11 protein-coding genes and 3 pseudogenes are annotated in these 14,107 nt (G+C 62.9%); 8 read left to right on the forward strand and 6 right to left on the reverse strand.

Annotated features, from left to right (window positions below; all coding sequences use genetic code 11):
- Positions 1–116 precede the first annotated feature (116 nt).
- From BVER_RS06980 to aceA, 3 genes and pseudogenes are all read left to right on the forward strand, one after another.
- Entirely contained in the window at positions 117–386 is a 270-nt protein-coding gene (locus tag BVER_RS06980; RefSeq protein WP_050452668.1) for an acyl-CoA-binding protein, read from the forward strand.
- A gap of 454 nt (positions 387–840) precedes the next feature.
- Positions 841–2,457, forward strand: a complete 1,617-nt coding sequence (locus BVER_RS06985; protein ID WP_050452669.1) for a DEAD/DEAH box helicase — start codon at positions 841–843, stop codon at positions 2,455–2,457.
- A gap of 383 nt (positions 2,458–2,840) precedes the next feature.
- A pseudogene (gene aceA, locus BVER_RS06990) lies at positions 2,841–4,132 on the forward strand (isocitrate lyase).
- A gap of 12 nt (positions 4,133–4,144) precedes the next feature.
- Here aceA and BVER_RS06995 read toward each other — a convergent pair.
- Positions 4,145–4,585 carry a universal stress protein gene (locus BVER_RS06995; RefSeq protein WP_050452670.1) on the reverse strand — a complete coding sequence of 147 codons (441 nt, stop codon included), beginning with the start codon at positions 4,583–4,585 and terminating at the stop codon, positions 4,145–4,147.
- A gap of 144 nt (positions 4,586–4,729) precedes the next feature.
- Positions 4,730–5,645, reverse strand: a pseudogene (locus BVER_RS07000) (LysR family transcriptional regulator).
- Between the two features lie 138 nt (positions 5,646–5,783).
- Here BVER_RS07000 and BVER_RS07005 point away from each other — a divergent pair.
- From BVER_RS07005 to BVER_RS07015, 3 genes are all read left to right on the forward strand, one after another.
- Complete coding sequence (locus tag BVER_RS07005; protein WP_050452694.1) at positions 5,784–6,515, forward strand: haloacid dehalogenase type II; 732 nt, start codon at positions 5,784–5,786, stop codon at positions 6,513–6,515.
- A 64-nt stretch (positions 6,516–6,579) separates the two neighbouring features.
- Positions 6,580–8,181 carry a malate synthase A gene (aceB, locus tag BVER_RS07010; protein ID WP_050452671.1) on the forward strand — a complete coding sequence of 534 codons (1,602 nt, stop codon included), beginning with the start codon at positions 6,580–6,582 and terminating at the stop codon, positions 8,179–8,181.
- Between the two features lie 160 nt (positions 8,182–8,341).
- Positions 8,342–8,602, forward strand: coding sequence for a hypothetical protein (locus tag BVER_RS07015; protein ID WP_050452672.1), 261 nt, complete (start codon positions 8,342–8,344; stop codon positions 8,600–8,602).
- 15 nt (positions 8,603–8,617) lie between these two features.
- On the opposite strand, the gene BVER_RS07020 is transcribed toward BVER_RS07015, so the two are convergent.
- Together BVER_RS07020 and bamC are read right to left on the reverse strand one after the other, a co-directional pair.
- A complete protein-coding gene (locus BVER_RS07020; protein WP_050452695.1) occupies positions 8,618–8,908 on the reverse strand; it encodes a putative quinol monooxygenase in 291 nt (96 codons plus the stop codon).
- 528 nt (positions 8,909–9,436) lie between these two features.
- Positions 9,437–10,633 carry an NlpB/DapX family lipoprotein gene (gene bamC, locus BVER_RS07025; protein WP_050452673.1) on the reverse strand — a complete coding sequence of 399 codons (1,197 nt, stop codon included), beginning with the start codon at positions 10,631–10,633 and terminating at the stop codon, positions 9,437–9,439.
- 565 nt (positions 10,634–11,198) lie between these two features.
- On the opposite strand from bamC, the gene BVER_RS07030 reads away from it, so the two are divergent.
- Both BVER_RS07030 and BVER_RS07035 read left to right on the forward strand, forming a co-directional pair.
- On the forward strand, positions 11,199–11,531 hold the full coding sequence (locus BVER_RS07030; protein ID WP_232316421.1) for a DUF2844 domain-containing protein: 333 nt from the start codon (positions 11,199–11,201) through the stop codon (positions 11,529–11,531).
- Between the two features lie 11 nt (positions 11,532–11,542).
- Positions 11,543–12,829 (forward strand): DUF3443 domain-containing protein, encoded by a 1,287-nt coding sequence (locus tag BVER_RS07035; protein ID WP_050452674.1) that lies wholly within the window; start codon positions 11,543–11,545, stop codon positions 12,827–12,829.
- Positions 12,830–12,895: 66 nt separating this feature from the next.
- On the opposite strand, the gene pcaC is transcribed toward BVER_RS07035, so the two are convergent.
- Positions 12,896–13,288, reverse strand: a complete 393-nt coding sequence (gene pcaC, locus BVER_RS07040; RefSeq protein WP_050452675.1) for a 4-carboxymuconolactone decarboxylase — start codon at positions 13,286–13,288, stop codon at positions 12,896–12,898.
- Positions 13,285–14,083: pseudogene (pcaD, locus tag BVER_RS07045) on the reverse strand (3-oxoadipate enol-lactonase). The gene pcaC and the pseudogene pcaD overlap by 4 nt, the downstream one beginning before the upstream one ends.
- Positions 14,084–14,107 lie beyond the last annotated feature (24 nt).

Raw genomic sequence — 14,107 nt, forward strand, 5'->3', positions numbered from 1 at the left:
CGCGCCGGAAGCGCGTTTGAATCGAAGTGCGCCTCGTTTCGAAGAAAGCCTCGAACGCCGCGCGCGATGCGCTTGCTAAGATCGCCCGTCCATCCCGAAAACACGCAGGAGCTTCGATGACCGATATCGATCAGCAGTTCGCGCAAGCGCAGACCGACGTGACGCAACTCCCCGAACGCCCCGGCAATCTCACCCTGCTGCGCCTGTACGCGCTGTTCAAGCAAGGCAGCAGCGGCGACGTGAACGGCGACAAGCCGGGCCTGACGGATATCGTCGGCAAATACAAATACGAAGCGTGGTCGGCGCTTAAAGGCACGCCCGCCGACGACGCCAAGCAGCGCTATGTGGAACTGGTCGAGTCGCTGAAGCGCGGCGAAGCAAGTTAAACGCACCATTTCCCCGGATGCCGCGCCGTTCCGACGCCTGCGTGCCCGATCCTAGCGCGAAAATGCGTCAAAATGTGGCGCGGTGCAGCAAAATCGGATATACTCTCGATTCGCGTCTGTTTGCGCACGGCTCGCCCACGGTGGGCAAGGCTCCAGCAGACGCTTCGTAGCGTTTCGCCCCAATCCAGTTTAGAAACTGTCCCTTCCCTGCTAGGCAGTCCGTTGTTTGCATCGCACAGTGCGGTGCGGGTTTCTCGGCCTGTTATGCATCAGGCTGACGTTGGCTCCTCCCCGAGTCCACGTATCCGATACAGCTTCTAAAAAAGATTCTCGCCGCATGTTCGCGCGAGTGCCCCCGTTTTTCGATTTGCTCGCTGTTTCTTCGCTCGCTGAATCCGACGACATGGGTATGCCGATTGGCGCCGACGCCTCATTTCCCGCTTCAAGGAACGACATGACTTCGAGCTTCACTCCTAGCCCGTTGGATAACATCGCAGCACAAACGCTCGGCACGGCGCCCGCGCCCGCCACCGAAACGCCCGCAGCACCCGCTACGCCCGCAGGTCCCTCTTTCGAATCGCTCGGTTTGTCGGCGGAAATCGTCTCCGCGCTGACCGCCGCCGGTTATCAGAACCCGACGCCGGTGCAGCAGCGCGCGATTCCCGCTGCGCTCGCCGGCCGCGACCTGCTCGTCTCCAGCCCGACCGGTTCGGGCAAGACGGCCGCGTTCATGCTGCCCGCCATCGAAAAATTCGCGCTACTGCAAAAGCTGGAAGCGTCGCAGCCGCGTCAGCCACGCGATCCGAACGCCAAGCCCGGCCGCCGTCCGATGCCGGTCGCCCGTCCGAAGCTGCTCGTGCTCACGCCGACGCGCGAACTGGCGATGCAGGTCACGACCGCCGCGACCACGTACGGCAAGCATCTGCGCCGTCTGCGCACCGTCAGCATTCTCGGCGGCGTAGCCTACGGCCAGCAGTTGTTGCTGCTCGCCAAGAACCCCGAAATCCTGGTCGCCACGCCGGGTCGTCTGATCGACCATCTGGAGCGCGGCCGCATCGATCTGTCGGAACTGAACATGCTCGTGCTCGACGAAGCCGACCGCATGCTCGACATGGGCTTTATCGAAGACATCGAGCGGATCGTCGACGCGACGCCCGCTTCGCGTCAGACGCTGCTGTTCTCGGCAACCATCGACGGCAAAATTTCGTCGCTGACCGGCCGCCTGCTGAAGGATCCGGAGCGCATCGAGATCGTGCAGAAGCTCGAAGCCAAGAGCAACATCGCGCAGACCGTGCATTACGTCGACGACCGCGATCACAAGGATCGTCTGCTCGACCATCTGCTGCGCGCCGACGAACTCGATCAGGCGATCGTTTTCACGGCCACCAAGAGCGATGCCGATCTGATCGCCAACCGTCTGGCCGACGCGGGTTTCGAATCCGCCGCGCTGCACGGCGATCTGCCGCAAGGCGCGCGTAACCGCACGATCCGCGCGCTGCGCGAAAAGCGCGTGCGCGTGCTGGTCGCGACCGATGTCGCGGCACGCGGCATCGACATTCCGGGCATCACGCACGTCTTCAACTACGATCTGCCGAAGTTCGCGGAAGACTACGTGCACCGTATCGGCCGTACCGGCCGCGCGGGCCGCACCGGCATCGCGGTGAGCCTCGTGCATCACGCCGAAATGGGCGCGCTGAAGCGCATCGAGCGTTTCGTGCGTGCACCGCTGCCGGTCAACGTCGTCGTGGGCTTCGAGCCGCGCAAGGCACCGCCCAAGGCCGGTTTCGGCGGCGGTCGCGGTCGTCCGGGCGGCGGCAACGGTGGTGGCCGGCGCTTTGGCAGCGGCAACGGCGGCGGTCGCGGCTACGGCCCGAGCAACGCCAGCGGCTTCGGCGGCAAGCCGAGCGGCGGCGGTTCGCGTGAAGGCGGCTACCGCGGCAATGGCGGCGGTTATCGCAGCGAAGGCGGCGGTTATCGCGGCAACCGTTCGGAAGGCGGCGGCTACGGCCAGCGCGACGGCTACAGCGCGCGTCGCAACGAAGGCGCTCGCGCGCCGCGTCGCGGCGACTAAGCTGCGCGGCAAGCGGCAGGCTTTTGCCGCTTCTGTTCGAGCTTCACAAAAAACCGATGCCCCCGCGCATCGGTTTTTTTTTCGTCCCGATCGCTATTTTTCACGATGTGCAACGAACTCGCGCGTCGCAAAAAATGTGCTGCGCGGCACAAAGTCGTCGATTGCGATATGAGAAAGGTCTTTTTACATTACAAAATTCACTTTATAAATCGTTGAATATTAACGATTAAAAAATCTCCACAAAGTCTGACGAGAGGGTGTTTCCGGTACGTTCATTTGCCTAGACTCTTATATAAGAGTTGAGCAAACAGAACGCGCCGACGAACGGCGCGAGAAGCATCGATCTGGAATCGTCGTTCAAACCCATCTCAAGGAGAAGCGCCATGTCGACTCGCCAGGAACAAGCGCAGCAACTTCACCAAGACTGGGAAACCAACCCGCGCTGGAAAGGTATCAAGCGCGGCTACCAGCCCGAGGACGTCGTGCGTCTGCGCGGCTCGGTGGCCGTCGAGCACACGCTGGCGCGTCGCGGCGCGGAAAAGCTGTGGGCGTCGATCAATGAAGAGCCGTTCGTCAACGCGCTCGGCGCGCTGACCGGCAATTAGGCGATGGCAGCAGGTCAAGGCCGGGCTGAAGGCGATCTATTTGTCGGGCTGGCAAGTCGCGGGCGATGCCAACGTCGCGGGCGAAATGTATCCAGACCAGTCGCTGTATCCGGCGAATTCGGTGCCGCTGGTCGTGAAGCGCATCAACAATACGCTGACGCGCGCCGATCAGATCCAGTGGTCGGAGGGCAAGAATCCGGGCGACGAAGGCTATCTCGACTACTTCGCGCCGATCGTGGCGGACGCGGAAGCCGGTTTCGGCGGCGTGCTCAACGCCTTTGAACTGATGAAGGCGATGATCGAAGCCGGCGCGGCAGGCGTGCACTTCGAGGATCAACTGGCATCGGTGAAAAAGTGCGGCCACATGGGCGGCAAGGTGCTCGTGCCGACGCGCGAAAACGTCGCCAAGCTGACGGCCGCGCGCCTGGCCGCCGACGTCTGCGGCACGCCGACGCTGGTCATCGCCCGCACGGATGCGGAAGCGACCGATCTCGTCACGTCCGACGTCGACGACAAGCCGTTCCTGACCGGCGAGCGCACCGTGGAAGGCTTCTTCCGCACCAGGCCGGGTCTGGAACAGGCGGTGTCGCGCGGCCTCGCCTACGCGCCGTACGCGGATCTGGTGTGGTGCGAGACGGGCAAGCCGGACCTCGAGTACGCGAAGAAATTCGCCGAGGCGATCCACAAGGAGTTTCCGGGCAAGATGCTGTCGTACAACTGCTCGCCGTCGTTTAACTGGAAGAAGAATCTGGACGACGCGACCATCGCCAAATTCCAGCGTGAGCTGGGCGCGATGGGCTACAAGTTCCAGTTCATCACGCTGGCCGGTTTCCATGCGCTGAACTACTCGATGTTCAACCTCGCGCACGGCTACGCCCGTTCGCAGATGAGCGCGTTCGTCGAGTTGCAGCAGGCCGAATTCGCCGCCGCCGACAAGGGCTTCACGGCGGTCAAGCATCAGCGCGAAGTATTTCGACGCGGTCACGCAGACAGTCGAGAAGGAAGCCTCGACGACCGCCCTGCACGGCTCGACGGAAGACGAGCAGTTCTTCGACCAGAAGGTGGCATAATGAGGGCGGCAATCAGGGAGAGCGGTACACGATGACCGGGATTTTCGTGTGCGTGAGCACGCGCTGCGTTTCGCTGCCGATCAACAGGCTTCCCAGCCCGCGCCGGCCGTGCGAGGCCATCAGGATGACATCGCAGCCATGCCGCTCCGCCGCGTCGATGATGCCGATATACGGCGCGGCGTCCACGCTCGTCACGCTGGCGCAGGACACGCCGGCGCTTTCCGCCGCGCGTTCGACCGCGCGCAAGTGTTCGCGGGCTTCGCGCTCGGCGCGCGCGTGGAAGTCGTCGGGCGGTTCGACGGCGACATCGGCGAAGGGAGAATACGGATATTGCGGCAGGCACGCGTAGGCGGTGATGCGCGCGCCGACGGACTGCGCCAGATCGATTGCACCGTCGATGGCCTTCTGCGAGAGATCGGAGCCGTCGGTGGGAACCAGGATGTGCTTGAACATGGCGTCCTCCTTGGAGGTCGGGGCATGAGGTTATTCTAGTAAGGATAGCGCCGCTTCACCAACCTTCTTCATCTTGCGCGTGAACTGACACTTTAGCGCAGTCGGAGACGGTCTATTTGATAGTTATCCAAATCAAATGGCGAGCTACTCTCCCCAATACCCCGCCTGATCGTACGTATGCTTCAGCAAATCCAGAAACAACCTCACCCGTAACGGCAAATGCGTAACGGCAAATGCCGTCTCTGCGGAAATACCGCATGAATGCCGATTGGCGGCGCGGCGAATGCGTCCAGCACGCTGACGAGCCGTCCCGCGCCGATATCCGCGCCGACTTCCCACCAGGATCGCCACGCCAGTCCACGCCCTTCCAGACACCACTCATGCAGCACCGCGCCGTCGGAGCATTCCATCGTGCCGGATACCTTGATCGTCACGACCTTGCCGTCCTGCTGGAACACCCAGCCGCGCTGCTGATTAGCCGATGCCCCGAGCGCCAGACAGTTGTGATGCGCCAGCGCGCCGAGATCGTCCGGCTCGCCGCGATCGGCGAGATAGTCGGGCGATGCCACGCACACGCGCCGATTCTCCCCGAGCTTGAGCGACACCAGCGACGAATCCGGCAACTCGCCCAAACGCACCGCGCAATCGAAACCTTCGTTGACGAGATCGACCATGCGGTCGGTCAGATCGAGACTCACGATACATCCGGATGCCGCGCCGTGAACTTCGGCACCAGCGGCGCGACGTGCCGCCGCCCGAAGCCCGCCGGCGCCGACACGCGCAAATGCCCGCTCGCCTTCACGCCGCCCGCCGACACGCTCGCCTCGGCGTTCTGCATCTCGTTGATGATGCGCTGGCAGTCCTCCAGAAACGCCGAGCCTTCGAAGGTCAGCGTGATCTTGCACGTCGTGCGCACCAGCAACTTGACGCCGAGCCGCTCTTCCAGTGCATCCAGCCGCCGCCCGATGACCGCCGGCGCGATGCCCTCCGCCTGCGCCGCCGACAGGCTGCCCTTGGCCGCGACCGCGGCAAACGTCTCTATCTGCTTGAACCGATCCATGCGTTTTGCTCGTCGATGACCACCGTCGCATACAGATTAGGTATGTAAAAGTAAAAGATCAAGTGATTCGATCGCTCTTTTTCCATCACTTCGATCACGAATAGAATGCTTCTCGAGCTCTAAATGGAGCGCACGGCTATGTCGGCCATAACGACACCCGCATCCCCGATTTCGCCCCGAGCCATTCTCTTCGACGCCTACGGCACGCTGTTCGACGTGCATTCCGTCGTCGCGGCCGCCGAGCAGCTTTTCCCTGGACGCGGCGACGCGCTCTCGCAGCTCTGGCGTCGGAAGCAGATCGAATACACGCAGTTGCGCACGCTCGCCGATCCGTCGGGCGCGCATTACGCGCCGTTCTGGGACATCACCGTCGATGCGCTGCGTTACGCCGCCGCGCGCCTGCACCTCGCCGATTCGCTCACGCGCGCCGCCGAAAAGCGCCTGATGGACGAATACACCTGTCTGTCCGCCTTCCCCGATGTCGTGCCCGCGCTCAAGACTTTGCGCGAACGCTTCGACATTCCGCTCGCGATCCTCTCCAACGGCAATCCGCCGATGCTCGATATCGCCGTCAAAAGCGCCGGCATGAACGGGCTATTCGATCACGTCCTCTCCGTCGATGCCGTGCGCGCCTACAAGCCCGCAGCGGCCGCCTACGCACTCGGCACGCGGGCGTTCGGCGCAGCGCCTCGCGAGATCGTGTTCGTGTCGTCGAACGGCTGGAATATCGCGGGCGCGGCGTGGTTCGGCTACGCGACGTTCTGGATCAATCGCGGCGGCGCGCCCGTCGAGGAACTGGGCGTCGCGCCGCGCGGCATCGGCGGCGGCATGGCGGAACTCGTCGCTTTCATCGAGCGCGGCGCGCCTTAAAAAAACCCACGCAGCACAGAGCAGCACCACAAGCACAACCGTCTGACCGACCAAGGAGAACCGCATGACGCAATCGATCACCCTTCCGAAGGGCATGGACATCACCGCAGCCATTCAGCCCGGCTTCGACGCGATTCTGACGCCCGATGCGCTCGCGTTCGTCGCGACGCTGCATCGTCAGTTCGAGCCGCGTCGCCAGCAACTGCTCGCGGCGCGCGTCGAGCGCACGAAGCGTCTGGACGCCGGCGAGCGTCCGAACTTTCTGGAAGCGACCAAATCGATCCGCGAAGGCGACTGGAAAGTCGCGCCGCTGCCCGCCGATCTGCAATGCCGTCGCGTCGAAATCACCGGTCCGGTCGAGCGCAAGATGATCATCAACGCGCTCAATTCCGGCGCGGATTCGTACATGACCGACTTCGAGGATTCGAACGCGCCGAACTGGGACAACCAGATCACCGGCCAGATCAACCTCATGGACGCGGTGCGCCGCACGATCTCGCTGGAACAGAACGGCAAGTCGTACGCGCTCAACGACAAGACCGCGACGCTGATCGTGCGTCCGCGCGGCTGGCATCTCGATGAAAAGCACGTGAGCGTCGATGGCCAGCGCGTATCGGGCGGCATCTTCGATTTCGCGCTTTATCTCTTCCACAACGCGAAGGAGTTGATCGCGCGCGGCAGCGGTCCGTACTTCTATCTGCCGAAGATGGAAAGCCATCTCGAAGCGCGTCTGTGGAACGATATTTTCGTCGCGGCGCAGGAAGGTCTCGGCATTCCGCGCGGCACGATCCGCGCGACCGTGCTGGTCGAAACGATTCTCGCCGCCTTCGAAATGGACGAGATTCTCTACGAACTGCGCGAACACAGTTCCGGTCTGAACGCGGGCCGCTGGGACTACATCTTCTCGGCGATCAAGAAGTTCAAGAGCGATCCGGACTTCTGCCTCGCCGACCGTTCGCAGATCACGATGACCGTGCCGTTCATGCGCGCCTATGCGCTCGAACTGCTCAAGACCTGCCACAAGCGCAATGCGCCGGCGATCGGCGGCATGTCCGCGCTGATTCCGATCAAGAGCAATCCGACCGCGAACGACCGCGCGATGGCGGGCGTGCGTTCCGACAAGGCGCGCGATGCCACCGACGGTTACGACGGCGGCTGGGTCGCGCATCCGGGTCTCGTGCCGATCGCGATGGAAGAGTTCGTGAAAGTGCTCGGCGACCGCCCGAACCAGATCGGCAAGCAGCGCGCGGACGTGCAGATCGCGACGAGCGACCTGCTCGACTTCCGTCCCGAAGCGCCGATCACCGAAGCCGGTTTGCGCAACAACGTCAATGTCGGCATCCACTATCTCGGTTCGTGGCTGGCGGGCAATGGCTGCGTGCCGATCCACAATCTGATGGAAGATGCCGCGACCGCCGAAATCTCGCGCTCGCAAGTGTGGCAATGGATCCGCTCGCCAAAGGGCAAGCTCGACGACGGCCGCAAGGTCACGGCATCGATGGTGCGCGATATCACCATCGATGAACTGGAGAAGGTGAAGCTTTCCGTCGGCGGCACGGCGGCGAATCTGAAGCCTTACGAGCGCGCCGCGAAAATCTTCGAGCAGATGTCGACCTCGGAGCAATTCACCGAGTTTCTGACGCTGCCGCTCTACGAGGAAATTTGAGCATAGTGTGAGGGAATCGCGAGGAACAAAAAACGGCCTGCGGGCCGTTTTTTGTATTGATGCGTCGCGCGCTGGGACTGGCGCATGCGGTGTGCTACAGTCCGCATCGTCTTTTTCAACGAATCAACCGTGGAGCGCACTGCAGCGTGCGAACGACAGCATGAGCAATATCGAGCTCGATATCGAATGGACCGAAGCGGCCTCGCGCAAAATCGAAAAAATCATGCCGCGCGGCGCGAACAAGGACGCCTATCTGGCGCTGCCGCCGATCGAATGTCTGCCGATGGAAGGCGACGTGCTCTTTCTCGGACCGGCGGGCAAGCAACAACCGTTTATCGTGGCCGAGCGTCAGTATCATCATGAAGGCGACGCCGACTGGACCATCATCCTGATCCTCGACGTGCCGCACGACACGCACTGACGCCCTTTCCGCGCGTCAGAGCAGCTTGCTCGCGACGCGCACTTCGCCGTGCTCGCACAGCTCCGGCGATTTCGCCCGAAACGCCTGGATGTGCGCCGACTTGCCGTGCGCATCCAGCGCGTCCTTGCTTTCCCAGCGCTCGACGAAGATAAAGCGGCGCGGCTCCTCGATATCCCGATGCAGGTCGTACTGAAGCGCGCCGCGTTCCTGGCGCGTGGGTCCGACGTTCGCTTCCAGCACCTGGCGCAGTTCCTCTTCCTTGCCAGGCTTTGCCATGAAAATAGCGACGACGGCGACTTCCGACATGGTGTGCTCCTTTTGATCGTTCGTGATGGAAGCGCACAGCATACCCGCGCGCAATCCACCCTGCCGATGCGAGCACATCACGACAACGTTTGCCCGGTGCGCAAGAAAAAACCCGCGTCTCAATGGAAACGCGGGTAAAAACCGTCGCCCTACGAGGATAGGAGACAGGGCCACCGGGGTTCGCGACCGAGTCGCATCGCGAACCGAAATAGGTTTTCTGACTGCAAAGGCAGGCGCGTCTGAAGCCGGTATCAGATCGAATCGGACCGGCGTTTTTCGCGTTTCGTGCCAATGATGCAAATGTACTGTCCGACCGGTCGTTTCTTATAAGCTTTTGCGCACATTTCCCGATAGAAAGAATTGTCTGCGCAATTCGCGCGCGAGCGTCGCATATGCGAGCACAGTTCCGCCAATCCGTGCAATGCCGCTACGACCCTCTCATCCGATGCGAGGAGCGTAAAAAAAGCCGCCCCGAAATCGGGGCGGCTTGTACGGCATGCGAACTACGGACGGTCAATACGCGCTACGTCAGCTGATCTGGTCGGCGAGCAAGGCCATGATCTGACGCGCCTGCTGCGAATCGTCCGGTTGACCCTTGTCGTTGACGATCGCCACGCGCGTCTGTTGTTCCGTGACCGCGCGCACATTGACCTGATACTGCTTGGCGATCATTTCCTTGCGGCCGTGGAAAACCTGGCTCCAGAAGCCCTGCTTTGCCGACGATTTGTCGTTCGGATCCACGTAACGCACGTAGTAAATGCCCTTGGCGCGGTCGCGGTCGTCCACCGTGAAGTTGGCGCGATCCAGCGCGATGCCCACGTGCAGCCACGCGCGATCGTAGGCTTCGGGCAGCGTCATCTGCGAGGTCTGGGCCTCGGGCACCTTCTCGTTGCGAATCGAGCTATTGGCGAAATTCGCGACGTTCTGCGCCGCCACCGATGCCGCCGCCGCGTTCGCGCCGCTCGCACCTTGCGGGCTGCCCGCGCCGTTCGCGGAAATGGCCGTGGCCGCTTGCGGGCCGCCATCGGCCATGGCCAGCGACGACATCAGACGGCGCAGGTATTCGTTTTCGAGCGCAGGATCGTTCGGACGCGCCTGCCACTGGCTGGTGTCATTGTTGACGCCGGTGAGCGCTTCGCGCATACCCTTCTGGCTGATGAACACGTACGTGCCGCCGATGGGCGCGGTTTCGAGACGCGTGCGGTACTTGTTGCGCTCGGCTGTCACATACGAATTGCCGGTGGCCTTCGCGAGCGTGTCGCGAATCAGGCCGTCGGAAATTTGCGGATGGGTTTCGTTCCAGTCCGTTTCCATCACGTTCTTGTCGCGCGAATCGACGACCAGCAGGAAGCCTTGCTCCTGCCAGAAACGGCGCACTTGCGGCCACACCTGATCCGGCGTTTTGCCGTCGATCACGAGCCAGCGCTCCGCGCCGTCGCGCTGAATGTGCATGCCCGATACGGGCGGCACCACGGTCGGGAGATCGGGCGCGGCCTTTTGCACCTGCTGCAGACCGGAAAGCGTGGCTTGCCCGCTTTGCGGCGCGAGCGAACGCTGATCCGACGCTTCATCGAGGAAATTGGGCGGAACCGCGAGAGACGCCTCTTTCGCGCGCCCGTCGCTCTTGTAGTTGAAGGAGGTCGGCGAGGACGTGCCGCAACCCGCCACGATTCCAGCCACCGCCATCACTGCGGCCAACTGCCTGGTCACACGAAAATCTGTCATTTGGAGAAGTCCTTCCGCTACGCCACGGCGGTTCTTCCGTGGATCGACCCGGCATTTTACCGGTCCGCGCGAGCGCCGTGCAAAAACAGGCGAATTGCGGCCCGATCGCGTGCCTGTTTGCCATCCGTGATTCGATGCGTTTCGTTGCCGCTGCGACCGGCATCCGACGCGTATCGAGCGCCTGCTTACTCGCTCCACCATCTCATTAAATGCGCATCGCGCAGAAATGACAATTTGTGACACAAACGAAAAACCGCAATTCGCGATTTACGTTTTTGTAATGCCTTGTTTTTACGGGTGTTTTGTCGTCGCCGCAGGTCGAAATCAGCGCTATTACCCTTCCCGCCGCCGTATTGCGGCGCGACCGCTGACTCCTTAAATTCGCATCTCATAAATAAGACGAATCTCAATGCGGAGCAGAACGACGATGTGCACCCTAAGAATTCCTAATCGCTTTATTACGATTGCCGTCGTCACGACGATCTGAGCCGTCCTTGCCACCGCACCGTGCCACGCGCAACTCGGCACCAACATCGGCGCCGCCGATGCCTCCGATGGCGCGGTCGTGCATCAGGCGGGCGGCGGACTCGTCGACTATCGCGAAACCACCGACGCGCACGGCATCGTCGTGCGGCAATACGTCGATTCGAGCGGCGCGGTCTACGCGATCTCGTGGCACGGCCCGGCGATGCCCAACGTGCAGGCGCTGCTCGGCGCGTATTTCGAGCGCTTCCGCAGCGGCGCGAGCGCGACCGTCGGCGATGCCGGATTGCATGCGTCACGCGTCGCGGATGGCGATCTGGTCGTCGAGAATCGCGTCAGGCTGCGCCAGTTCAGCGGACGCGCGTGGCTAGCGAGCGCGTTGCCGGCGGGCGTGTCGTCGTCGGATATCGAGTGACGGAGGCGGACATGACGATACGCATCCTCACGACGCTCGCGCTCGCCTTTTCACTGACCGCGCTGACTGCATGCGGCGGCGGCGGTTCCAGTGCCACGACTACACCGGCCGCCGCCAGCGCACCGGCCACCGCCAGCGCGCCCGCAACTGCAAGCGCCGCCGCGCCGGCCAGCGCGGCATCGGGCGCGAGCAGCACGACCAGCAACGCCGTGCCGCAATCCACGACACCCAACGTGCAGAACGTCCAGGTGACGAGCACGCCCACCGGCACGCGAAACATGCTGCAAACCAGTGTGACGATCTGCGTCCCCGGTACGAGCACCTGTCAGACCATCGACCGCATTCAGGTCGATACCGGCTCGCAGGGCTTGCGCATCGTGGCATCGGGGCTCGATGCATCGATCGCGCTGCCGCTGTTGCAGTCGGGCAGCAATGCCGTCGTCGGCGAATGCGCGGTGTTCGGCACGGGATACACGTGGGGCGCGGTACGTCAGGCCGATGTGCGGATGGCCGGCCAAGTCGCCGCATCGACCTCGATCCAGTTGATCGCGGACACCGCGACCGGCTCCGCGCCGACCGATTGCAGCCAGTCCGGCCTGCTGATGCTCACGGCCAGCAGCCTGCGCGGCAACGGCATTCTCGGCGTCGGACCGTTCACGGCGGATTGCGGCGCGGGCTGCGCGACCTCGGCGATGCCGCGCTGGTACTACACCTGCACCGGCGGCACTTGCGTGAACGGAACGCTTGCCGTCGCGCAGCAGGTGACCAATCCGATCGCGAATTTTCCGGCCGACAACAACGGCGTGCTGATCGAATTGCCCGCGATCGCAGCGACGGGCGCGTCGTCGGTGACGGGAACGATGACCTTCGGCATCGGCTCGCAGGCGAACAACCTGCTCGGCGCGGCGACAGTGCTCAAATCCAATTCCTTGACGGGCTATGTCTCGACGAATTTCTCCGGCAGCAATTACGGATCGAGCTTTATCGACAGCGGATCGAACGGCCTGTTCTTCCCGTCTACGACACTCGCCAAATGCGGCGCCTGGTACTGCCTCGCCACGCCGCAGACGCTGAGCGCGACGATCAACTCGAGCAGCGGCGCATCGTCGGCGGTGAGCTTCGATGTCGGCCAGTCGACTTCGCTGATCGCGAGCGGCAACTATGCGTTCAACAATCTCGCGGGCGCGGCGAGCGGCTTCTTCGACTGGGGCTTGCCGTTTTTCTACGGACGCCGCGTGTTCACCGCGCTCGAAGGCCGCATGACGCCAGCCGGCACGGGACCGTTCTACGCGTTCTAAAGCGCGCGCCGAATGCAAAAAAGCCGTCTCGCAAGACGGCTTTTTCACGCACACGACGACGTTGAATTACTGTCCCGCCGCCTTGCTCTCTTCGTCGAAGATCTTCTGCGCCAGATGGAACGCGGAATTCGCCGCCGGCACGCCGCAATACACCGCCGTTTGCAGCAGCACTTCCTTGATCTGATCCTGCGTCACGCCGTTGTTCTTCGCGGCGCGCAGATGCAAGGCCAGCTCCTCGCTGCGATTGAGCGCAACCATCATCGCGATCGTGATGAGGCTGCGCGTGTGGCGCGGCAGGCCGTCGCGCGTCCAGATTTCGCTCCATGCATAGCGCGTGATGAAGTTCTGAAATTCGCTCGTCAGATCGGTGCGATTCGCGAGCGACCGGTCGACGTGCGCGTCGGACAGCACCGCGCGACGCACCTTCATGCCGGCTTCGTAACGTTCGTCATCGGTCATGCTTGTTCTCCGAGAAAGTCGAGCACGGCGCGCGTGTAGTCGTCGCGCTTCTCGATGTTCGACAGATGCGCCGCGTCCAGTTCGACGTAGCGCGCGCCTTCGATATACCCCGCCAGTTCGCGGCCCTGTTCCGCTGTCGTCGACAGATCGTGCGTGCCGGCGATCACCAGCACGGGCAACTTGATGGTTTTCGCTTCGCCGCGCAGATCGGCATCGCGGATCGCCTCGCAGTTCGATGCGTAACCGTCGCCCGTCGTGTGTCGAAACACGTCGCGGATGTTGGCCAGCGCCAGCGGCTCGCGCTCGATAAACGGCGCGGTAAACCAGCGCGCGATCACGGCGTCGGTCAGCGCGGCCATGCCGCCCGGCTCGCGCGCTTTCGCTGCACGCGGCGTCCACATGGCGTCCGAGCCGATCAGCGCGGCGGTGTTCGACAGCACCACGCGCGCAAACCGTTGCGGATGACGCGCGGCCAGCCCGATGCCCGTCAGCCCGCCCATCGACAGGCCGCAATAATTCGCCCGTTCGATGCCGAGATGATCCATCAGCCCGATCACGTCGCCGATCAGCTGATCGATCGTGTACGGGCCTTGCGGCGCATCGGAATGGCCGTGGCCGCGCGTGTCGTAACGCAGGACGCGGTACTGTTTAGCGAACGCCTCGACGTTCGGCGACCACATGGACACATCGGCGCCGAGCGAATTCGACAGCACGAGCCACGGGGCGCGCTCGCCCGCCGTGGCATCGACGCGATAGATAATGAATCCGGGTTCCGTTGACTTCGGCAAGCGGCATGCTGGTCGTGCTCCTGTTTCGTTT

Source organism: Candidatus Burkholderia verschuerenii (genome assembly GCF_001189365.1).
Taxonomy (GTDB): Bacteria; Pseudomonadota; Gammaproteobacteria; order Burkholderiales; family Burkholderiaceae; genus Caballeronia; species Caballeronia verschuerenii.